At 71.5% G+C, this 20605-nt stretch carries 18 protein-coding genes; 10 read left to right on the top strand and 8 right to left on the bottom strand.

All coding sequences use genetic code 11. The annotated features are described in order from the left end of the window. Window positions 1-9: 9 nt before the first annotated feature. Window positions 10-576 (bottom strand): DNA starvation/stationary phase protection protein Dps, encoded by a 567-nt coding sequence (gene dps / locus OV207_RS34325; protein WP_267559318.1) that lies wholly within the window; start codon window positions 574-576, stop codon window positions 10-12. A gap of 164 nt (window positions 577-740) precedes the next feature. Next, window positions 741-2111, bottom strand: a complete 1371-nt coding sequence (locus tag OV207_RS34320; RefSeq protein WP_267559317.1) for a flavin monoamine oxidase family protein — start codon at window positions 2109-2111, stop codon at window positions 741-743. A gap of 70 nt (window positions 2112-2181) precedes the next feature. Between OV207_RS34320 and OV207_RS34315 the strand changes: the two genes are divergently transcribed. Continuing rightward, window positions 2182-2673 (top strand): DUF4442 domain-containing protein, encoded by a 492-nt coding sequence (locus OV207_RS34315; RefSeq protein WP_193346570.1) that lies wholly within the window; start codon window positions 2182-2184, stop codon window positions 2671-2673. On the opposite strand, the gene OV207_RS34310 is transcribed toward OV207_RS34315, so the two are convergent. Further along, entirely contained in the window at window positions 2670-3812 is a 1143-nt protein-coding gene (locus tag OV207_RS34310; RefSeq protein WP_193346579.1) for an esterase/lipase family protein, read from the bottom strand. The two genes, OV207_RS34315 and OV207_RS34310, sit on opposite strands and share 4 nt — an antisense overlap. 127 nt (window positions 3813-3939) lie before the next feature. On the opposite strand from OV207_RS34310, the gene OV207_RS34305 reads away from it, so the two are divergent. From OV207_RS34305 to OV207_RS34275, 7 genes are all read left to right on the top strand, one after another. Next, window positions 3940-6018 (top strand): S46 family peptidase, encoded by a 2079-nt coding sequence (locus OV207_RS34305; RefSeq protein WP_267559316.1) that lies wholly within the window; start codon window positions 3940-3942, stop codon window positions 6016-6018. A 104-nt stretch (window positions 6019-6122) separates the two neighbouring features. Further along, window positions 6123-7793, top strand: coding sequence for a sensor histidine kinase (locus OV207_RS34300; RefSeq protein ID WP_267559315.1), 1671 nt, complete (start codon window positions 6123-6125; stop codon window positions 7791-7793). Next, window positions 7790-9142, top strand: a complete 1353-nt coding sequence (locus OV207_RS34295) for a sigma-54-dependent transcriptional regulator (RefSeq protein WP_193346582.1) — start codon at window positions 7790-7792, stop codon at window positions 9140-9142. The genes OV207_RS34300 and OV207_RS34295 overlap by 4 nt, the downstream gene beginning before the upstream one ends. 180 nt (window positions 9143-9322) lie before the next feature. Further along, window positions 9323-10897, top strand: coding sequence for a SulP family inorganic anion transporter (locus tag OV207_RS34290; protein WP_267559314.1), 1575 nt, complete (start codon window positions 9323-9325; stop codon window positions 10895-10897). Then, on the top strand, window positions 10894-11598 hold the full coding sequence (locus tag OV207_RS34285) for a carbonic anhydrase (protein ID WP_267559313.1): 705 nt from the start codon (window positions 10894-10896) through the stop codon (window positions 11596-11598). Before OV207_RS34290 ends, OV207_RS34285 begins: the two co-directional genes overlap by 4 nt. A 421-nt stretch (window positions 11599-12019) precedes the next feature. Next, the gene (locus OV207_RS34280) at window positions 12020-12631 is read left to right on the top strand and encodes an adenylate/guanylate cyclase domain-containing protein (RefSeq protein WP_267559312.1); all 612 of its coding nucleotides are present in this window, start codon (window positions 12020-12022) and stop codon (window positions 12629-12631) included. Between the two features lie 39 nt (window positions 12632-12670). Next, entirely contained in the window at window positions 12671-13321 is a 651-nt protein-coding gene (locus OV207_RS34275) for a glutathione S-transferase family protein (RefSeq protein ID WP_193346586.1), read from the top strand. A gap of 4 nt (window positions 13322-13325) precedes the next feature. On the opposite strand, the gene OV207_RS34270 is transcribed toward OV207_RS34275, so the two are convergent. The 3 genes from OV207_RS34270 to OV207_RS34260 all read right to left on the bottom strand — a co-directional run bounded on the left by OV207_RS34270 (window position 13326) and on the right by OV207_RS34260 (window position 16368). Then, a complete protein-coding gene (locus OV207_RS34270) occupies window positions 13326-13934 on the bottom strand; it encodes an HAD family hydrolase (RefSeq protein WP_193346587.1) in 609 nt (202 codons plus the stop codon). A 23-nt stretch (window positions 13935-13957) separates the two neighbouring features. Next, on the bottom strand, window positions 13958-15850 hold the full coding sequence (locus OV207_RS34265) for a methyl-accepting chemotaxis protein (protein WP_267559311.1): 1893 nt from the start codon (window positions 15848-15850) through the stop codon (window positions 13958-13960). 80 nt (window positions 15851-15930) lie between these two features. Further along, window positions 15931-16368: a host attachment protein gene (locus OV207_RS34260; protein WP_193346589.1), complete on the bottom strand. Its 438-nt coding sequence runs from the start codon at window positions 16366-16368 to the stop codon at window positions 15931-15933. 411 nt (window positions 16369-16779) lie between these two features. Between OV207_RS34260 and OV207_RS34255 the strand changes: the two genes are divergently transcribed. Then, window positions 16780-18297: a serine/threonine-protein kinase gene (locus OV207_RS34255; RefSeq protein WP_267559310.1), complete on the top strand. Its 1518-nt coding sequence runs from the start codon at window positions 16780-16782 to the stop codon at window positions 18295-18297. Then, window positions 18266-19003 carry a tetratricopeptide repeat protein gene (locus OV207_RS34250; protein WP_267559309.1) on the top strand — a complete coding sequence of 246 codons (738 nt, stop codon included), beginning with the start codon at window positions 18266-18268 and terminating at the stop codon, window positions 19001-19003. Before OV207_RS34255 ends, OV207_RS34250 begins: the two co-directional genes overlap by 32 nt. An 89-nt stretch (window positions 19004-19092) precedes the next feature. Here the strand turns inward: OV207_RS34250 and OV207_RS34245 are convergent, their stop codons facing one another. Together OV207_RS34245 and OV207_RS34240 are read right to left on the bottom strand one after the other, a co-directional pair. Then, a complete protein-coding gene (locus OV207_RS34245; protein ID WP_193346592.1) occupies window positions 19093-19626 on the bottom strand; it encodes an FHA domain-containing protein in 534 nt (177 codons plus the stop codon). Window positions 19627-19708: 82 nt separating this feature from the next. After that, complete coding sequence (locus tag OV207_RS34240; protein WP_267559308.1) at window positions 19709-20563, bottom strand: ATP-grasp domain-containing protein; 855 nt, start codon at window positions 20561-20563, stop codon at window positions 19709-19711. Window positions 20564-20605: the final 42 nt, after the last annotated feature.

The following is a 20605-nucleotide window of genomic DNA, read 5'->3' as shown; positions in this document are numbered from 1 at the left end:
GGCCCGGGCTCAGGTCGCGGCCTGGCTGATGTCCTCGGCGGCGCGGCCCCGGCGGTTGCCGCCGCCCCGGGGCGGAACGGTGGCGCCCACGCGGGCATCGCCGTTGAGGTGGCTCTCCAGGAACCAGAGGTCCTCCTCCGTCTCGCCCAGGGTCTGGGTGAGGATGTCCGCCGTGACGGGGTCATTCACCTCGTCCGACTTGGTGATGCCGTCGCGGAGGCTGGCGGCGTAGCGGCCCACGCGCTCCACCAGCGCGCGGATGTGGGACTCGCCGTCCACGGCCTGGAGGTCGTACTCGGGCAGCTGGCTGTTGTTGCTGGCCAGACGGATGGTGCCCTGGGCGTAGCCGCCCAGCGCGCCCGCGCGTTCGGCGTAGGAGTCCGCCTGCTTCCGCGCGTGCTTGGCCACCTCGTCGAAGAGCAGGTGCCGGCTGTAGAAGTGGGTGCCGCGGATGTTCCAGTGCGCCTGCTTGACCTGCCAGTGCAGGTCGATGGCGTTGGCGAGCAGCGTGTTGAGCATGTCGATGAGCTCTTCGCGCGCGTTCTGGGGCAGGTTCACGTGGCTGGTGGAGTACATGGTCCGCATCCCTTGTCAGGTGGTGGCGCGCGGCAGGGCGTCGACATGACGTCGCGGCGCTTCCGGAAGGGTGGGGATGGCCTTCGCTCCGTGCCACGGCCCGGCGCCGCGTGCCTGGCTGTCCGGCCGGCCCGTGGGGCAGGCAGCCGGCCGTTCACGTCGGCTCAGGGGGGGCCTGGAGCGGTCAGGCGGGTGGCGACCTCCGTGGCGGCGCGCTCGCCGGACTCCACCGCCCCGTCCAGGTAGCCGGTACCGTGGATGGCCGTCTCGGTGCCCGCCCAGTGCACGCGGCCGAACGGGGCGCGCAGCGCGTCGCCCACGGCGGTGAGGGTGCCGGGGCGGGGCAGGCCCCCGTAGCAGCCGGTGCTGAACGCCTCGGCCTTCCAGTCCAGCTCCGCCACGGCGATGGGCGTCAGGGCCTGGGGGCCGAAGAAGCGCGCGAAGCCCTCCAGCGCGGCCCGCTGGATGTCGGCGGAGGGGCGGCCCGTCCAGGCGCGCGCGGTGTCGCCCAGGAAGAAGCCCACCAGGGCGGGGTGGTGGCCCTGGGGGCCGCAGTCGTCGAAGCACAGCCGCACCGGGCCCACGTCGCTGACGGCCTCGCCGGACAGGCCCGCTTCGCGCCAGAAGGGGCGGGCGTAGGTGGCCACGACCTTGATGACGCTGCCCATGGGCAGCTCCGCGTGCACGCGGCGGCGTCCGGCCGGGAGGTCCGCGCCGAAGTCGATGCGCTCCGCGAGCGCGGGCGGCGTGGCCACGACGGCGTAGCGCGCGCGGACGGTGCGGCCGTCGGTGGTGGTGACGGTGACGCCGCGTCCGTCCTGGAGGACGGCGCGCACGGGGGCGGAGAGCACCACGCGCTCCGGGGGCAGCGCCTGGGCCAGCCGGCGTGAGAGGGATTGCGCGCCGTCCACGAAGCGCTCGGCCTGGGCGCCGCCCTCGACTTCGGTGAGCGGCATGAGGCCGCCGTTGGAGTGCACGTAGGAGAGGAAGCCCAGGAAGGACAGCTCCGACGGCTCGGCGGCGAACACCGCGCGGGCGGCGATGTCCAGCGCGGCGCGAGCGCCCCAGGTGGGCACGTGGCGCTGCTTCCATTGCTCCAGGGTGAGCGCGTCCCACTCCGCGGCGCGCGGGGTGGCGGCGGGCTTCTCCGGGGGGACCTTCTTCGCCAGCGCATCCAGCCGCCACACCGTGCGCTGCAAATCCAGCAGCGACAGCAGGGGCAGCGACGGGACCTTGCCCCGGTACGTGCGCAGCCCGCCGCGCACCTCCAGCACCTTGGTGCCCTGGTGGTGCTGGGCGAAGCGCTTGAGGCCCAGGCCATCCGCGAGCCGCAGCACGTGGTGCTGGTGGGGGCCCACCCACTGGCCCCCCAGGTCCACGGCGCCGCCGCCCACGTCGCGGGTGAGCGTGCGGCCGCCCAGGCGGTCGCGTGCTTCCAGCACGGCCACGGTGGCGCCCGTGCGGGCGATGTCCCGGGCCGCGGTGAGGCCCGCGAGTCCCCCGCCGACGACGACCACGTCCACGCTGGTGTCCATAGGGCCGGGCACTCTATGACGGAAGCGCCACGGGCCAGGGTGCGCGTGGCGTCGAAGGGTGGAGGACCGGATGTTCGCGTTGGAGATGGTGGAGAAGGTGCGGCAGGTGTCGCCGGGCGCGGCGAACGCGCTGACGACGTTGGCGGTGAAGAACATCGTCCCGCTGGCGGCGGCCATGGGCTACCGGGTGGAGGAGGTGACGGACGCGCGCGTGAAGGCGACCGTGCCGCTCAACCGCAAGACGAAGAACCACGTCGGCAGCGTGTACCTGGGCGCCCAGGTGACGGTGATGGAGCTGACGATGGGCGTGATGCTCTTCCGCCGCTTCCCGCCCAGCCAGTACAAGATGCTCGTCAACCGCATGGAGGTGTCCTTCCACGCCAAGGCGAAGACCGCGGTGAGCGCGGTGTGCGAGCCCTCCGAGGAGCTGCTCTCGGGCCTCGCGTCGTCGCTGCGGGAGAAGGGCGACAAGGCGGAGGCGTGGATCCCCGTGCAGCTGCTGGGCACCGACGGACAGCGCGTCGCGGAGGCGCGCTTCCTGGCGGTGTTCAAGCGCGGTTAGCGCCGCGGCTCCTCCTCCATGAGGAAGTCGCCAATGGTCTTCCACAGGGCCTCGAACTGGGGCCGGCGGAAGCCCGAGCCGGAGATGAGCCAGTCCACGTGCGGGGGCTGGTGCGCCGGCTGGTCGAAGTGGCCAATGGCGTCCAGGTGGTCCGCGCGCACCGCCGTCAGCACGCGCCCGTACACCTGGGAGCGCGTGGGGACGATGCCATCACACGCGGTGGGGCCGGGCATCGCGCCGTAGGCCTGCACCAGCGCCGCCGTCTGCGCGGGCGTGTGCAGGGGCAGCTGCGTGAGCGGCATGCGCTGCGTCTGGCCGTACACGAACGCGTAGATGGTGTGCGTGAGCTGCGCGTACGGGTCCATGCCCGCCGCCAGGCGCGTGCGCAGGGAGGGCGGCCGGGACTGCGTCACCACGGAGCCGTAGCGCACGCCGGGCCTGTCGTGGGTGCCGCCGTTGAACAGGTCGATGCCTTCGGGCGTGAGCTGCGGGATGAGCGACGTGTCGCGCCCCACGTCCCACAGGAACTTCGCCACCGCGTCGCGCCGCTCGGTGGAGAAGTCCCCCAGGAGCTGGTCGAAGATCTGATCCAGCAGCGTGGCCTTCCACCCCAGCTGGTTGTCCGCGCGCGCCATCAGGTGCCCGAAGCGGAACACCACGCTCAGCGGCAGCCGGCCGAACCTCAGCACGTACATGGTGAACAGCGACAACAGCTTCAGCAGCTGCTGGCCGAACAGCCCCAGGAAGAAGGTGGCCAGGGGCGTGCCCGCGTGCGGCGCGGAGACGGTCACCACCGTGCGCACCCGGCGCGCGAAGGGCTCCAGCTCCAGCGCCTCCGACACCTGCGCGCCCGGGCTGACGAACAGCCGGGCGTCCAGCCCGCCGGTGGAGTGGCCCACCAGGTGGATGGGGCCGTTGTCGCCGGAGGCCGTCTCGTTCACGGCCTTGAGCAGATCCGCGGTGCGCTGGCGGATGGAGGCGGTGGGGTGGGAGACGACCGTCACCACCTCCGCGTCCACGCCCCGGCGCTCCAGGTCCCTCCTCAGGAACTCGTACGCGTGGCCGAAGTAGAGGAGCTCGCCCAGGTTGGTGAAGCCGAAGAACCCGGGGACGAGGTAGACGTGGTGCTTCTCGGACATTGGGCCCGAGCATACCCTGGCGCCCCGTGCCCCGGCTCGGAATACACGGTCGCCTGCCGGGTTGACGCACGCCCGTCCGCATTGACAGAACCGGACGTCCTTTCTCCCTACCCAAGGAAGCCTGCCCATGCACCGCGGACTCTTCGCGCTCGGCCTGCTGTTGTCCCTCCCTGCCTCCGCGGAGGAGGGCATGTGGACCTACGATGCCTTCCCTGCCGCCCAGGTGAAGAAGGCCTACGGCTTCGAGCCCACCCAGGCCTGGCTGGACAAGGTGCGCCTGGGGTCGGTGCGGCTGGCGGGCGGCTGCTCCGCGAGCTTCGTGTCGCCGGACGGCCTGGTGATGACGAACCACCACTGCATTCGCGGCTGCATCGAGGACCTGACGACCGCGAAGGACGACCTGCTCGCGAAGGGCTTCCAGGCGAAGTCCGCGAAGGAGGAGCGGCGCTGTCCCAAGGTGGAGGCCAACCAACTGGTGGAGATGACGGACGTCACCGGGCGGATGAACACGGCGACGAAGGGCCTCACCGGCGCGGCCTTCAACACCGCGCTGAAGAAGGAGACCGCGGCGGTGGAGGCCGCGTGCGCCACCGGCACGGACGTGCGGTGCGACGTGGTGACGCTCTACAACGGCGGCAAGTACCAGCTCTACAAGTACCGCCGCTTCCAGGACGTGCGGCTCGTCTTCGCGCCGGAGTTCTCCATGGCCGCCTTTGGCGGTGACGCGGACAACTTCAACTTCCCGCGCTTCGGCTACGACGTGGCCTTCGTGCGCGTGTGGCAGGACGACGCGCCCGCGAAGAGCCCGGACTTCCTGCCGTGGGCCCAGGAGGGCGCGAAGGAGGGGGACCTGGTGTTCGTCTCCGGCCACCCCGGCGGCACCGAGCGCAAGAGCACCGTGGCGGAGCTGGAGTTCCAGCGCGACGTGGCCCTGCCCCAGACGCTGCTGACGCTGGCGGAGATGCGCGGGATGCTGCGGGAGTTCACCAGCGGCTCGGCGGATCGCTACCGGATGGCGCGCTCGCGGCTGCGCGGCGTGGAGAACGGCCTGAAGGCCCTGCGCGGCCGGCAGGAGGCGCTGGCGGACCCCGCGCTGCTCGCGCGCAAGCGGCAGGAGGAGGCGGAGCTCAAGAAGCGCATCGACGCGAACCCCCAGGCCAAGGCCCTCACCCAGGGCATGTGGGAGGAGACGGGCAAGGCGCTGGAGGCGTGGCGCCGGATGATGAATGACTACCGGATGAAGGGGGCGGGGGACGCCTTCCGCTCGGAGCTGTTCGCCCACGCGCAGGCGCTGGTGCGCGCGGCGGAGGAGCTGCCCAAGGCCAACGCGGAGCGCCTGCGCGAGTACACCGACGGCCAGCTCCCCGGCCTGCGCCAGCAGCTCCTGCGCGACGCGCCCATCCCCGCGGAGCTGGAGACGCTGCAGATGACGTTCGGCTTCAACAAGCTGCGCGAGACGCTGGGCGCGGATGACGCGTTCGTGCGCGAGGTGCTGGGGAAGGAGGCCCCGGCGGACCTGGCGCGCGCGCTGGTGCGCGGCACGAAGCTGGGGGACGTGAGCGTGCGCAAGGCGCTGCTGGAGGGCGGCAAGGCGGCGGTGGACGCCTCCAAGGATCCGATGATCGTCCTGGCGCGCAAGGTGGACGCCCAGACGCGCGCGTCGCGCAAGCAGTACGAGGACACGGTGGAGGCGGTGCTCAAGCGCAACGGCGAGCGGCTCGCGAAGGCATACCTGGCGGTGAACGGCACGTCGGGCGCGCCGGATGCCACGTTCACGCTGCGGCTCAACTACGGCCAGGTGAAGGGCTGGGACGACAACGGCACGGCCGTGCCCGCGCTGACCACGTTCGGCGGCGCGTACGGGCGCGACACCGGCAAGGAGCCCTTCAAGCTGCCCGCCCCGTGGGTGAAGGCGAAGGGGAAGGTGCCCGCGCAGACGCCGCTCGACATGGCGACGACCAACGACATCATCGGCGGCAACTCCGGCTCGCCGGTGGTGAACCGCGACGGGCACGTGGTGGGCCTCATCTTCGATGGCAACCTGCCGTCGCTGGGGGGCCGCTACGCCTACGTGCCCGAATCCAACCGCGCCGTCGCGGTGCACGGCGACGGCATCCTCGCCGCGCTGGAGCACGTGTACGGCGCCACGCGCGTGGTCAACGAGCTGACGGGTCCGCGCACGGCGCCCGCCGCCCCGGCGCGCTGACGCGGGAGCGCGGGGGAGGGGGAGGGCAGCAGGCCCTCCTCCCCAGCGCGGGGGGCTTGTCGTAGCGACTGCCGTGCGGGTCGAAATGTGTTGATGATGGGCGCATGTCGTCGCCTCCGGCCCATCCCTCCCTGACGTCTCTCGTGCCCCCACCGGGCGAGCTTCTTCGCACGCAGAGAAAAGCGGGCCGGTCCGCCGTGCTCGGCCTGATGCTCCTCTGGGGCGCCGCCTTCGTCATCCCCTTCGTGGCCTACCAGGAGGACGTGAAGACGGCGGAGGGCGAGCTGCTCACCCACCTGTCGGACCGCGCGGGCCTCCAGGCCCATGCGCTGGGCGCGCACCTGGGGCTGCTGCGCTCGGAGCTGCAGCGGCTCGCGGATCACCCGTCGCTCAGGCCCGAGGATGGAGCCTCGGGACCCGAGGTCGCGCTCCTCGAGAATGCCTTCAGCCACACGTCCCTCTTCTCGGCGGGGGTCGCGCTGGTGTCGGCGGACGGCAAGCGCATGTGGAGCGACCCGGCGGACATGGCGCTCGGGCGCACACCGCTCGCCTCGCGCCTGTGGTTCCGGCGGACGGTGGAGGAGCGGGTCGCCTCGGTCGGACTGCTGGACGAGGAGGGCGGCGGGCTCGTCGCGGTCGCGGTCCCCGTCGTGCGCGACGAGCGCGTCGTGGGCCTCCTCGTGGGCGAGCTCGCGACGGCGAGCGAGCTGCTGCCGGCGACGCCTCGCGGGGCGAACGAGTCCATGGTCGCCCTGCTCGGCGAGCGCGGTCGGCTCCTCCTGCCGGCAACGCCCCCGCCGCTGCTGCGCCAGCCGGAGCTCGCCGAGCGCCTCCGCCCGCTGGTGGAGGCTCCCGGGGCCGTCACGCTCGGAGGCACGCGGCTCCTCGGCGCCGCGGCGCTCGTCCCCGGAACCGGCATGCTGCTCGCCGTGCTCGAGGACGAGGCGAGGGACCGCGAGATGCTCAAGCGCCGCTACCTCGGCCAGCTCGGCTTCCACACCGCGCTGTTCGGCGGAGTGCTCCTGCTCTTCACGGTGCTCCTGCGTCGCTCCTACCGCTCACTGGTGACAGCCGAAGAACAACTGCGGCGCCAGGAGACGATGGCGGCGCTCGGCACGGCCTCCTCGCTCATCGCCCACGAGGTGAAGAACGCGCTCAACAGCATGCAGGCCGCGCTCAGCATGATCCGCGCGAAGGGAGGGGAGACGACGTTGCCCGTCCAGGCGCTGCGCTCCCAGGCGGAGCGGCTCGGCCACCTCGCCCGCTCGTTGCTGAGCTTTGCCTCCCCCCAGTCCACGCAGCGGCGCAGCTGTGAGATGCACCTGCTGGTCCAAGACGCGCTTCAGGCCGTGAGGCTCCTGCCGGAAGCCGCGGACGTCGTCATCGAGACCACGCTCCAGGAGGGGCTCTTCGTGAAGGGGGACCCGACGCTGCTGGTCTCCGCTGTCGACAACCTCATGCGCAACGCCGTCGAAGCCGGCGCCGTGGCCCATGATATAGGTCAGCAGCCCACGCCCCGCGTCCAGGTCCGGCTCCTTCGCGACGGCGGAGAGGTGGTGCTCATCGTGGAGGACAACGCAGGAGGAGTCCCCCCGGCCTTCGAGCCGCGGCTCTGGGAGCCATTCGCGGTGGGGCGGTCGAAGGGGATCGGGCTGGGGCTCCCGATGGTACGCACGGCCATCCGTGCGCATGATGGAGGAAGCGTTTCCTACACCCGCGTGCCTGGAGGCAGCCTCTTCACGGTCCGCCTTCCGCTCGAGAAAATGGCTTCATGAGCACATCCCTGCTGCTCGTCGATGACGACAGGACCTTCTCCTCGCTCGCGGCGTCCATGCTGAGCCAGGAAGGGTTTCGCGTCCGGGTTGCTCGTTCGCTGCATGAGACCCGCGCCGCGCTCGCCGCGGAGGCGCCTGACCTCGTCGTGTTGGATCGAAGGCTGCCGGACGGTGACGGGCTCGTCTTCCTGCCCGAGCTGCGGGCCCAGCTCCCGGCGACGGTCGTGCTGATGGTGACGGCGCACGGCGACATCGAGAGCGCCGTCGAAGCCATCCGGGCGGGGGCTCGCGACTACCTGAGCAAGCCGGTCGAGATTGACGACCTGGTGATGCGCGCGCGCCGCGCGGCGAGCGACCTCCAGCTCCAGGAGCGGCTGCGCCAGGCCGAGAGCGTCCTCGAAGGTCGGCATCGGATGGCGGAGCCTCTTTCGCCAGCGATGCAGCAGACCCTGGAGATGCTGGAGCGGATCGCCACCACGCCGCGAAGTCCCGTCCTGCTGCTCGGGGAGACGGGGACCGGGAAGGCGGTGCTCGCCCGCCACCTCCACGCCCTGCGCCAGAAGCAGGGGGCCTTCGTGCAGATCAACTGCGCCGCGCTCCCGGACACGATGATGGAGAGCGAGCTCTTCGGGCACGAGCGCGGCGCCTTCACGGATGCGAAGACGGCCAGGCGCGGGCTCGTGGAGCTGGCGAGCGATGGGCTGCTCTTCCTCGACGAGGTGGGTGAGCTGCCGCTCGCGCTCCAGGCGAAGCTGCTCACGTTCCTGGACAAGGGGGCCTTCCGGCGACTGGGTGGCACGACGGAGCTCACGAGCACCGCGCGGATCGTGGCGGCCACCAACAAGGACCTTGAAGCGGAGGTCGCCGCCGGGCGCTTTCGCGAGGACCTCCTCTTCCGGCTCAGCGTGTTCCGGGTGGAGGTGCCCCCCTTGCGCGAGCGCCGCGAGGACGTGCTGCCACTCGCACGGACGCTCGTGCTGGAGCTCTGCTCGGAACTCGGTCGACGCCCCGTCCCCTTCTCTCCCGCCGCGGAGGAGCGCCTGCTGAGCTACCCCTTCCCCGGCAATGTCCGGGAGCTGCGCAACGTGCTTGAGCGAGCACTCGTGCTTGAAGGCGGGCCGACGCTGGAACTGCCGTCACTCTCCAAGGGAAACGGCACGCCGGCCTCGGGCGACCCCAACGCCTTCTCCGTGTCGGGCCCGCCTCGGCCGCTTGATGAGGTGGAGCGGCTCTACGTCCGGCACGTGCTCGAGCAGCTTGGCGGCCGGCGCATGGAGGCAGCCCGCGCTCTGGGTCTGTCCTACCCGACCTTTCTCCGCCGCTTGGAGGAGAACCCACCCTCTGAGTGAAAGACTTAAAAAGACTTTCATCGGTTGAGGTGCGGGCTTCAAGTTTCTTTCATCACCCGGTTTTGATCCGCCACGCCCTCGGCGGAAGCAGCCTGGAATGGGCTGGCACGACGATTGCCTAGCTCCCTGCGTCACGTCGGGCCTTTGTCTGGCCTGGCAGATGACAGGGGAGCTCAAGCAATGACTTCGGGTGGAAAAGCTGCAGAGGCGAGGCCCTCATTCAAGGAGATCCTCGCCTCGGATTTGCCGGCTTCGCTGGTGGTGTTCCTGGTGGCCCTGCCCCTCTGTATGGGCATCGCGCTCGCCTCCGGGGCGCCCATCATGGCGGGACTCATTGCCGGCGTCGTGGGTGGCCTCGTGGTGGGCCTCATGGGGGGCGTGCCGCTGCTGGTGAGCGGCCCCGCGGCGGGCCTCGCGGTGATGGTCTTTGGCTTCATCCAGGAGCTGGGCTTCGCCGTGACGTGCGCGGCGGTGGCCGCGGCGGGTCTCGTGCAGGTGGCGCTCGGCGTGCTGAAGGTGGCGCGCTCAGCGCTTGCCATCTCGCCAGCCGTGATTCACGGAATGCTCGCGGGCATCGGCATCCTCATCGTGCTGGGGCAGGTCCACATCGTTCTCGGAGGTTCTCCGCAGAGCAATGCCTGGAACAACCTGCGGGAGCTGCCCGGGCAGATCGCCGACCTTCATGGACCGGCCACGCTGCTGGGCCTGCTCACGCTTGGAATCCTCATCGCGTGGCAGTTCCTGCCGAACGGGCGTCTGAAGAAGGTCCCGGGGCCGCTGGTGGCGGTGGTGGGCGGATCCGTGATCGCGGCGGTGTTGAACTCGGACGTGGCGCGGGTGCAGCTGGCGGCGGATGCGCTGTCGGCCATCAACCTGCCCTCCCTTCCTGAAGGGTCCATGTGGGGCGCCTTCTTCGTGGCCGTGCTGTCCCTCGCCCTCGTGGCGAGCGCCGAGTCGCTCTTGAGCGCGGTGGCGACCGACAAGCTCCACACGGGTGAGCGGGCGAACCTTGATCGCGAGCTGCTCGCGCAGGGCGTGGCGAACACCCTCTCCGGTCTGGTCGGCGGTCTGCCCATCACCGGCGTCATCGTGCGCAGCGCCGCGAACATCAACGCCGGCGCGAAGACGCGCTGGTCGGCGGTGCTTCACGCGGTGTGGATGCTCGCCTTCATCACCCTGCTGGGTGGGCTGGCTTCCTTCGTGCCCCTGACGGTGCTCGCCGGTCTGCTCGTGCACGTGGGCCTGAAGCTCGTGAACCTGGCCCACATCCGGGAGCTGCGGCACCGGGGCGAGCTGCCGGTCTACCTCATCACCGTGGCGGGGGTCGTGGGCATCAACCTGCTCGCGGGCATCGGCCTCGGGCTCGGCGCGGCCATCCTCCGGCTCCTGTGGCAGCTCGGCCAGGTGCGCGTGGAGACCCAGGTCGCCAACGGCGTCCACCAGGTCTGCATCAGCGGTGCGCTGACGTTCGTCGGGGTGCCGAAGCTGTCGACGGCGCTCGCGAAGATTCCCTCGGGCTCCAGGGTGGAGGTGGACGTGGCGGTCGGCACGCTCGACCACTCCGGCTTCGAGGCGCTCGAGAGCTGGGCAGACACGCATCGCAAGACGGGCGGCACCGTGACCATGGAGCCGCTCGAGGACGTCTGGAAGCGGCGTGACGCGCGCGCTGCCTCCGCGACAGGACCTGCTGCCTTATCCCCGTCGTCCTCTGTCCATCACGTTTCGTCGTCTCTCGCTTCCGGAGGTGCACAGTGAAGAAGCTCATCAGAGGCCTGCTCGATTTCCAGCGTCACACCCTGCCCTCGTACCGGGCGACCTTCGCGCGGCTCGCGAAGGGGCAGACCCCGGACTGCCTCTTCATCAGCTGCTCGGACAGCCGCGTGGTGCCCAACCTGCTCGTCTCCACGGACCCCGGTGACCTCTTCACCGTGCGCAACGTGGGCAACCTGGTTCCGCCCGCCGCGGTCAACGGGAACTCCACCGCGGACCGCTCGGAGGCGGCGGCCATCGAGTTCTCCCTGGGCTTCCTGCCCATCGAGGACGTCGTCGTCTGCGGACACTCGAGCTGCGGCGCGATGAAGGCCATCCTGGCCGGAGGCTCCGTGAAGGGCTCTCCGAACCTGGAGCAGTGGCTCGCGCACGGAGCGCCTTCGCTCAAGGCGTTGAAGGAGAACACCCAGGTGGGCGCGGGGCTGCCCGATGCGGATCGCCTCTCCCAGCTGAACGTCCTCGCGCAGCTCGAGCACCTGAAGACCTACCCCATCGTGCGGGATCGGCTGGCGGCGGGAACGCTGCGGCTGCACGGCTGGTGGTTCGACATCGGGGCGGCGCAGGTCCACGCCTACCGCTCCGACCTCGGCCGCTTCGTCCCCATCGACGAGACCGAGGGGGATCGCCTCCTGACGCAGCTGAGCGGCGCCCCTGAGGAGCAGCAGGGTCTCCGCGCCGTCCAGTAAGGCGGCTGTGAGCTTCAGCGATCCAGCGCCTGGCGCGGATCGCTGAAGCTCGGCTTCAAGCCCAGAGGTGCGTGCGCTCTTGCCGCGGCCGGGAACGGCCGTGCGGTGCACGCCCGGGCCTGGAGGCCTTCCAAGGCCTCGCGGGACGCGCCTTCGCGCCCCCTCGTGACACGCAACGAACTTCTCCCACCGCGACGCGTCGGGTGCCGGACACCGGAGGCCCAGGACCTGCCGGGTGCTTGGTGCGTCGCGTCAGGGGACCACTAGGTTGGGGGTGCGGACGTGGGGTCCGCCTCTGACTTCGCACGGTTACGTTCCCCGGAGCGTGTCCGTCCGGGTGGGCTCCCGGGCAGGTTGGGAGCCCGGGCCCGTCGTGCGGTAGCATCGTGTTCGTCTGCGCCGGGGGGAGGGAGGATGCACGATGGTGGTGGAGGCCCCTGAGCCCCGGAAGTTGTCGGCCATCATGTTCACGGACATGGAGGCCCCCGCTGGTCAGCGCTGGCGGGATGACTGTCTTCAGCAGGCCCTGCACGACGAGCATGGACGGCTCGTGCGGGACCTGCTGCCGCGCCACGGAGGGCGCGAGGTGAAGCGGATGGAGGAGGGCGGCTTCCTGCTGGAGTTCGACGCGGGGTTGTCCGCGGTGTCGTTCGCGCTGGAGTGGCGCGCCGCCGTGGATGCGCGCAACCGCAGCGTGCCGGGCGAGCGGCGCATGTCCGTCCGCGCGGGCGCGCACCTGGGCCTGGTGGTGCACCGCGACGGTGACGTGTTTGGCGAGGGCGTCAACCTGGCGGCCCGCATCGAATCCCTGGCGCGTCCGGGCACCGTCTACGTCAGCGAGACGGTGGCGGCGCAGGTGGAGGGCCGCTTGAAGGCGCCCCCCGTGCGGCTGGGCCGCAATGAGCTGAAGAACATCAAGCTGCCGGTGGCGGTGTTCCGCATCGACGCGCCGGTGGAGCCCCGGGGCGAGGGCGCGCTCATGGCGCGCGTGCGTTCACTGCTGGGCCGTCGGCGCGTGCCCGCGGGCGGTTGATGCGGAACGGACAGGCGCGCGGCGGTAAGGTGCCGCGCCATGTCCGAGCTCACCCTGGTCGTTGGTTCGAAGAACTTCTCCTCGTGGTCGCTGCGCCCCTACCTGGCCCTGGCCCACACCGGCCAGCCGTTCCGCGAGGTGCTCGTTCCGCTGGACACGCCAGAGACGGCGGCCCTCATCGCCATGCACTCACCCAGCGGCCGCGTGCCGGTGCTCAAGCACGGCGACACGGTGGTGTGGGACTCGCTGTCCATCTGCGAGTACCTGGCGGAGACCTTCCCCGACGCGAAGCTGTGGCCCCAGCAGAGCGCCGCGCGCGCGATGGCGCGCTCGGTGACGACGGAGATGCACTCCGGCTTCCAGGCCCTGCGCAGCCACCTGCCCATGGACATCACCGCGCGCAAGACGGTGCCGGGCGTGGACGCGCCGGGCGTGCACGCGGACATCGCCCGCATCCAGGCCCTGCTGTCCGGCTGCCGCGAGCGGCACGGCAAGGGCGGCCCGTTCCTCTTCGGCGACTTCAGCATCGCGGACGCGTTCTACGCGCCGGTCATCACCCGCTTCGTCACCTACGGCGTCCCGTTCCGTCCGGAGCTCACCTCGTGGCGCGACGCCGTGCTCGGCCTGCCCGCGATGCTCAAGTGGACGGAGGCCGCCCGGGGCGAGGCGCCCCTGGCCCGCTACCGGTAGCCGCTCAGAGGCCCAGGGCCTTCAGCTGCGCGTCGAACGCGGGGGCGTCCGTGAAGACGTGACCGCGCAGGCCCAGGGCGCGGGCCGCGTCGACGAACTCGGGCAGGTCGTCGAAGAAGGCGGCCTCGTCCGGCGCGCAGCCCGCCTCCGCCAGCGCCCGGTGGTAGATGGCCGGCTCCGGCTTCACCGCGCCCACCTCGCAGCTCAGCACCAGCGCGTCGAAGCGCGCCAGCAGCGGCAGCAGCGGCTTCAGGTAGGCCACGTGCAGCGCGTTGGTGTTGGACACCAGCACCCGCTTCACCCGGCCCTCCAGCCCCTCCACGCGCGGCAGCACCGCGTGGTGCACGGTGAAGTGGCTGCTCCACAGGGGCGCGAACTCCTCCATGGGCAGCTCCACGCCCAGCGCGCCGCACACGTCCTGGCGGATGCCCTCCGCGTCCAGCAGGCCCCGGTTCGCCGCCGTCCACCCCGCGCCGGTGAGCCGCCGCGCCGCTTCCTGGGGCTCCAGGCCCGCCCGCGCCGCGAGCCTGGCGAAGAGCAGGGCGTTGTCGTGGAACACCAGCACGTTGCCCAGGTCCAGCAGCACGGCCTTCACGGCGGGGACAGCGGCCACGGGGGACTCCTCCGGTGTCGGGCTCAGATGCGGTACGCCCTGGCGACGCCTTCCATCCGCCCGGCCACTTCCTGCAGCCGCCGCGCGGCGCCGGTGGTGGACTTCAGGCTCGCCTGGGTCTCGGTCATCATGGAGGACAGGTCCGTCACCGCGCTGAAGATTTGCGCGATGCCCGCGTTCTGCTGGCTCACCGCGCCGGCGATCTGCCGCGCCGCCGCGGCGTTGTCCTGGACGATGGTGGCCAGCTCCTTGAGGTGCTCGCCGCTGGTGCGCACCTGATCCAACCCCTCCGCGACGCTCGCGTGGCTCTGCTCGGTCATCTTCGCGGTGGAGATGATGGCGTGGCCCAGGTCCCCCAGGATGTCGCGCACCTTCTCCGTGGCCTGGATGGACTGGTCCGCCAGGTTGCGGATCTCGCGCGCCACCACGCTGAAGCCCTTGCCGTGCTCGCCGGAGCGCACCGCCTCGATGGCAGCGTTGAGCGCGAGCATGTTGGACTGGTCCGCCAGGTCCTTCACCGTCTGGGTGATGCCGCCAATCTGCTGCGTGCGCTCGTTGAGCTGCACGATGCGCATGGCCATCTCCCCGGACTGCTCGTGCAGGCCCTGGAAGCCGTCCAGGCTGTCGCGGATGGCGCCCTCGCCCGCGCGGCCCACCTCCTCCGCCCGCGCCGCCACGCCCAGCACCGTCTCCGCCTTCTCCGCGGCCAGCAGCGACGTCTGCTTGATTTCCTGCGCGGTGACCTGCGTCTCCTGGAGCGCGGCGGCCTGCCGGGCCACGTTGCGCTCCTGGACCTCCGAGGCGAGGTTGAGCTCCGCCACCGTCTCGCTGAGCACGCGCGTGCCCTGGTGGAGGCTGGTGGCCGTCTCGTGCAGGTTCTTCATCATCTGCCTGAAGGCCTCCGTCAGCTCGCCCACCTCGTCCTTGCCCGCCTGGGTCTCCATCACCTGCGTGAGGTCGCCTTCCTTCACCACGCGGCGGACCACCTCGCTGAGCGCGCGCAGGGGCCGGGTGATGCCGCGCGCCAGGACCCACGAGCCCAGGCCCACCGCCGCCACGAAGAGGGCCGCGAGCCCCAGCACCAGCCGGCGCATGTGGTTGAGCGGCGCGTACGCCTCCGCCGGGTCCACCTGGGCCACGATGCGCCACCCGTCGCCCACGTCGCGCAGGACCGTGCCGTCCACCGCCTCCACGGCCACGCGGCCCGCGTCGTCGTGCGCCCCCGCGCGCGAGTCGAACAGCAGCGCGCCGTTCGCGTCGCGCACTTCAATGGCGAAGCTGGGGTGGCCGCGCTGCTGGGCCCGGGCGAGCGCGGGCTTCACCAGCTCCCCCACCTGGCCCCAGTCGAACGCGGCCAGGAGCACGCCCAGCGGACGTCCTGCCTCGTCCGTCACCGGCACCGCCAGCGGCAGCACGTGCACGCTGAAGATGGGGTCCTCCACGGCCACGCCCTCCGCCGTGGTGCGTCCAGCCTGGGCCTCGCGGAACCACGCGGTCGCGCGCACCTGGGCCTCGCCGCCGGCGTATGCATCCCGCAGCGCGGGCGTGCTGGCGGAGACCGCCGCGCCCCTGTTGTCGAAGAGCACGATGCCGTTGAGCGTGAGGTAGCGCCGCTGCAGGAGCGACAACATCGCGTCGCTGGAGGTCGGGTCCTTCGTGCGCAGCGCCGCGCGCACGACGGGGTCCTCCGCCCAGCTGCGCGCGCTGGACTCGCGCTCCGCGAGCGTGGATTCGAGCAGGTCCTTGAAGCCCTCCGCCTCCATGCGCAGCGACGAGTCGATCTGCGCCTCCGTCTGCCGCCGCATCAACGAGTCCTGCAACCCGGTGAGGGCCAGCAAGGGCACGCACGACACCAGCGTCATGTACAGCAGCAGCCGCCCACGCAGCGTCAGGGATCGCAAGAAGAGAGGAGGCATGGCACGCCGGGCGCGAAGAGAGGTAAACCCGGGTTCCTATACCAGAACCCGGGCCCCGTACCCCCCGACCGACCGGCTGCCTACAGCAGGGGCACCCGGTCAGGCAGCTCCCGCGCGGGCAGGTTCGAGTAGTCCGAGTCCAGGTCCAGCCGCACCCGCTGCTTCACGCGCGTGCTCAACAGGCCGCGCACCTTGCCCAGGAACGCGGGCGGCGCCGCGATGACCAGCTCGTCGAAGGCCTGCGAATCCACGCCCCTGTCCAGGTGCGCGCACAGCTCCCGCGCGAAGCGCTCGTGCTCCAGCTCCCGCCGCCCGTTGGGGTCGTTCTCCGGCACCGGGCCGTGCAGCGTGCCCGCGTTGGGATTGTCGGCCTGGTTGAAGAGGTCCACGGGCTTGGCCCGACTCTCGTCATGCTGGAACTGCTCAATGAGGTCCCACTTCTCCGCCTTCGCATCCGTGGCGAAGAGCCGGGCGCGACTCGCGTTGGCCACCAGGATCCAGAGCCTCTTGTCCGCCATCGTCCTGCCTCCCTTGGGTCGTGTCTTGAGGAGTGCGGACCCGTCTTGTCCCCGGCAAGCTTCCCGCAGCGAGCCGCCCGCGCGCCGGGCGGTGGGCAGGCAACCCACCCGGCGCTCCCTGGACCCGGGGAACAATCCCACTGTCACCGTGATAGCGGGGGCGTCCGCCCACGTTGACCAACCGCGTCCAAGCGGCGAGCATCGACGCCGGGGGGTTGGGACGGGAGTGCGCTGTATGGAGAAGTATTTCAATGTCCGTGGACGCAAGGTGCGTGCTCGCCGCACATGGGATGGTTCCATGCGGGGTGGGGCGGCCCAATCGTCGCGTGGCGAAAGTTTTTCCGTCCTTGAAGCGATAGATGGCCGCCCCTGGGTTGCAGGGTCGCCCGACCATGGAAACCTGATCCCCCCATGGTCACCGACGATCTCTTCGCGCACACAGTCCTGTCCGGCCACGGTGACGCCGTGAGCGACGGTGGTGGGACACAGGCCCCGGTGTCGCAGCCCGGAGAAGAGGTCCAGGAGGGCACGGTGCTGGGCAACTACCAGCTCGAGCGGCTCCTGGGTGAGGGCTCCATGGGGCGGGTGTTCCAGGCGCGGCACGTGCGGCTGGGCCGGCAGGTGGCGCTCAAGGTGCTGCGGCCGGAGCACGCGCGGGACAGCACCTTCGTGCAGCGCTTCTTCCAGGAGGCGCGCACCGTCAACCAGATCAACCACGAGCACATCGTGGAGGTCTTCGACTTCGTGGACGAGTCGCCCCATGGGCACGTCTACTGCGTGATGGAGCTCTTGCGCGGCCAGAACCTGGGCGCGCTCCTGAAGGAGGAGGGGCTGACGCTGGCGCGGGTGCAGCGCATGGGCGTGCAGGTGTGCGCGGCGCTGGGCGCGGCCCACCAGGTGGGCGTGGTGCACCGGGACATCAAGCCGGACAACCTCTTCATCAGCCAGCGCTCGGGGCAGCCGGACTTCGTGAAGGTGCTGGACTTCGGCGTCGCCAAGCTGATGACGACGCAGACGGGCGTGAGCCTCACCGGCACGCTGGATGGGACCATCATCGGCACGCCCGCGTACATGGCGCCGGAGCAGGCCGCGGGCCTGCCGGTGGACGCCCGCGCGGACATCTACGCGGTGGGCAACATCCTCTACGAGATGCTCACGGGCCACCCGCCCTTCCAGGCCTCGGCCTTCGGGCAGCTCGTGGTGCAGATCATCACCCAGCCGCCGCCGCCGCTGCCCGCGCACCTGCCGTCGGGTGAACCGATGCCGCCCGCGCTCGCGGCGCTGGTGATGCGCTGCCTGGCGAAGGAGCCGGAGGCGCGGCCGCAGCACCTGGCGGAGGTCACCACCGCGCTCCTGCTGCTGCCCGCCCTGACGGTGGAGCCCGCCGCCGCGCTGGAGCTGGTGGAGGAGCCGGAGCGGCCCACCCTGCGCATGCGGGTGCCGGGCGTGCTGCGCGACCGGCGGCTCCAGGTGTCGGCGGCGCTGGCGGCGCTGGCGCTGGTGTCCGGCATCACGACGTGGAAGGGCCTGCACTCCCTGCGCGCGCCGGAAGCCGCCGTCCTCCAGGCCCGCGGTGAGGCGGCCGCCCAGGGCACGCCCGTCGCGGGCGCGAGCGACGCGGTGACGCTGACGGTGCAGTCCTCTCCGCCCGGAGCGAAGGTGGTCCGCGTGGACACGGGCGAGGAGCTGGGCCTCACGCCGCTGACGAAGGCGCTGGAGCGGCGCGCGGTGCCGGCGCAGCTGCGGGTGGAGCTGGCGGGCTACGTTCCGCTGGAGCGCGCGGTGGAGCTGAAGCAGGATGCCGCCGCCGCGGAGCTGACCGTGCCGCTCGTCAAGGCGAGTCCGGGGCCGCGCCGCGCGCCAGCTCGCGGGCCGGGCCGCAAGGGAGGAAGCAGGGATGCGGTCATTGATCCGTTCGCGTCGCATTGACCGCAAGGCGCTGAGCCTCTCGCTCGCGCTCATGCTGGGGACGCCGTTGCACGGCGTGGCGGCGGAGGCGCCCACGGTCTCCGTGGAGGACCAGGCGCGCGAGCGATTCTCCGAAGGCAACCTGGCGTACGACCTGGGCGAGTTCGACCGGGCCCTGAAGGCCTTCAGCGAGGCGTACCGCCTCAAGCCGCTGCCCGCGTTCCTCTTCAACATCGCGCAGTGCCACCGGCAGCTGGACAACCCGTCGCGCGCGGCCTTCTTCTACCGTCGCTACCTGGCGCTGTCGGCGGAGGAGCCCGCGAACGCGGACGTGGTGCGCGAGCTCGTCGCGGAGATGGACACCAAGGCCCGCATCCAGGAGGAGCAGCGCCGCGAGCGCGAGCGCTTCGCCCGGGACCGCGAGCTGCAGAAGGCGCGGCAGCAGGCCGCGTTGGCGGAGGCCCGCGCCAGTCAGGCGAGGCTCGCCGCGAATCCCTCCGGGGCCCCTCCCTCCTCCTCACCCTCCCAGGAGCAGAACGGGGCCTCCGAGGCCCTGGCCATGCAGGTGCCGGAGGGCGCGGTGACGGCGCAGGCCTCCAAGCCCTGGTCGCGCCGCTGGTACGTCTGGGCCGGCGTGGGCGCGGTGGCGGTGCTCGCGGGCGGCGCGGTGTGGCTCGCCACGGCGCCCAACCCCCGGGACACGACGCTGGGCACCGTGGGGCGGTAGACGCCGGAGCACGACGCCCGGCGCCGTGGAACGCTGGGCGCATCCGGTTGCTTTCGGAGGTGCCGCCGGAGCGGCACGCGGCCTTCGCTTCAGCGCGGCGGCGGCGGGGCGGACTGCGCCAGCACCTGCGCGGCGATGCGGCCGATGCGCGCGTTGAACGACGCGGCGTCGTGGAAGGTGAGGCGCACGTCGCCCACCTTCAGCTCATCGCCGGGCTGCAACGCCCGGGGCTGCTCGGGCTCCAGCGCCTCGCCGTTCACCGTCACCGGCCGGGACTGGGCCAGCCGCTCCACCGTCCAGCGGCCTTCGGGGGTGGGGTGCAGGGCCAGCTGTTCGCGCGACACCGTGGCGTCGTTGACGACGAAGGTGTTGTGCTCGGCGCGCCCCAGCTTGAGGGGGCCGCGCTCGGCCACCCCCATCAGCTCGAAGCACAGCGCGTCGCCCGCGGGCAGGCAGTCGCGCAGGTCCATCATGGGCAGCCGCGTGGCGGACACATTCTGCTCTTCGGGGACGTTCCACGCGCCGGCCTCCCACACCAACCAGGGGTGCGGGTACTTGGCGCTGAACTTCTCCTTGAGTGCCATGTGCTGCCGGATCAGTAACGAGAGCAACAGGGCTCGCATGCTCCACACATAACCCCAACCCGGCCCCTCACCGCCACCCTGCGTTTCCAGGTGTCCACGAGTGGTCGAATGGGGCCGGCGGCTACAGCCGGGCCAGGAGCGCCCGGGCCAGCCGCTCCGGGGCCGCCGCGTCCAGGGTGAGGAACAGGCACGGCTCCGTCACCTCCACCTCCTGCAGCCGGGTGCGCCCCGCGTTGTCCGTGGCCACGTCCACGCGCGCGTACAGCAGCCGGGCACCGCCGGAGGCCTCCAGCACCGCCTCCGCCACCCGCCGCTCCGCCGGGTCGTGCGGCGTGAAGGCGTGCGGCTGCGCGAAGCCCCGGGGCGCGGACTCCAGCGTGGGCGGGCGGCGCACCGCGTGGCTGAAGACACCGTTGAAGAAGATGTAGGAGCGCTCGCCCTCCGTCTCGAAGGAGGCGAGGTAGGGCTGCACCATCACGTCGCCCTCCTTCGCCAGCTCCGCCACCTTCGCGCTCGCGTCGCGCAGGGTGCCCTCCCGGAAGATGAAGACCTTGAGCCCGCCTGCCGCCACCGCGGGCTTGAGCACCACCGCGCTCCAGCCCCGCTCGCGCGCCACCTGCTCCACGTCCAGCGTGCCGCCGGGCGCCACCCAGACGGTGGGCGTCAGCGGCAGCCCCTGGGCCTCCATCTGCTTCAGGTAGCCCTTGTGGGTGTTCCAGCGCAGCACGTCCGGCGGGTTGAACAGGCGCGTGACGGAGCCCACCCGGTCCGCCCACGCGAGGAACTCGTCGCGGCGCAGGTGGCTGTCCCAGACGTTGCGCACCACCGCCGCGTCCACCCGGCTCCAGTCCACGGAGGGATCATCCCAGATGACCGCCCGCGCCTGGACCCCCAGTGCTTGCAGGGCCGGCACGATGGGCGCATCCAACGGGAACAGCTGCGGCAGGCCTTTGTAGGTGAGGACGGCGATGTCCAAGGCGACAGGCTCCGGGAGCGGGGATGCGCGCCGTTCTACCGC

The sequence above is a fragment of the Corallococcus sp. BB11-1 genome (genome assembly GCF_026626625.1).
In the GTDB taxonomy this organism is placed as follows: Bacteria; Myxococcota; Myxococcia; order Myxococcales; family Myxococcaceae; genus Corallococcus; species Corallococcus soli.
This window is presented reverse-complemented; position numbering and strand designations above follow the sequence as displayed.

Bases quoted from the DNA above. Each gene is read 5' to 3' on its own strand.
- dps (WP_267559318.1), bottom strand. From the start codon at position 576: ATGTACTCCACCAGCCACGTGAACCTGCCCCAGAACGCGCGCGAAGAG.
- OV207_RS34320 (WP_267559317.1), bottom strand. From the start codon at position 2,111: ATGGACACCAGCGTGGACGTGGTCGTCGTCGGCGGGGGACTCGCGGGC.
- OV207_RS34315 (WP_193346570.1), top strand. From the start codon at position 2,182: ATGTTCGCGTTGGAGATGGTGGAGAAGGTGCGGCAGGTGTCGCCGGGC.
- OV207_RS34310 (WP_193346579.1), bottom strand. From the start codon at position 3,812: ATGTCCGAGAAGCACCACGTCTACCTCGTCCCCGGGTTCTTCGGCTTC.
- OV207_RS34305 (WP_267559316.1), top strand. From the start codon at position 3,940: ATGCACCGCGGACTCTTCGCGCTCGGCCTGCTGTTGTCCCTCCCTGCC.
- OV207_RS34300 (WP_267559315.1), top strand. From the start codon at position 6,123: ATGTCGTCGCCTCCGGCCCATCCCTCCCTGACGTCTCTCGTGCCCCCA.
- OV207_RS34295 (WP_193346582.1), top strand. From the start codon at position 7,790: ATGAGCACATCCCTGCTGCTCGTCGATGACGACAGGACCTTCTCCTCG.
- OV207_RS34290 (WP_267559314.1), top strand. From the start codon at position 9,323: ATGACTTCGGGTGGAAAAGCTGCAGAGGCGAGGCCCTCATTCAAGGAG.
- OV207_RS34280 (WP_267559312.1), top strand. From the start codon at position 12,020: ATGGTGGTGGAGGCCCCTGAGCCCCGGAAGTTGTCGGCCATCATGTTC.
- OV207_RS34275 (WP_193346586.1), top strand. From the start codon at position 12,671: ATGTCCGAGCTCACCCTGGTCGTTGGTTCGAAGAACTTCTCCTCGTGG.
- OV207_RS34265 (WP_267559311.1), bottom strand. From the start codon at position 15,850: ATGCCTCCTCTCTTCTTGCGATCCCTGACGCTGCGTGGGCGGCTGCTG.
- OV207_RS34260 (WP_193346589.1), bottom strand. From the start codon at position 16,368: ATGGCGGACAAGAGGCTCTGGATCCTGGTGGCCAACGCGAGTCGCGCC.
- OV207_RS34255 (WP_267559310.1), top strand. From the start codon at position 16,780: ATGGTCACCGACGATCTCTTCGCGCACACAGTCCTGTCCGGCCACGGT.
- OV207_RS34250 (WP_267559309.1), top strand. From the start codon at position 18,266: ATGCGGTCATTGATCCGTTCGCGTCGCATTGACCGCAAGGCGCTGAGC.
- OV207_RS34245 (WP_193346592.1), bottom strand. From the start codon at position 19,626: ATGCGAGCCCTGTTGCTCTCGTTACTGATCCGGCAGCACATGGCACTC.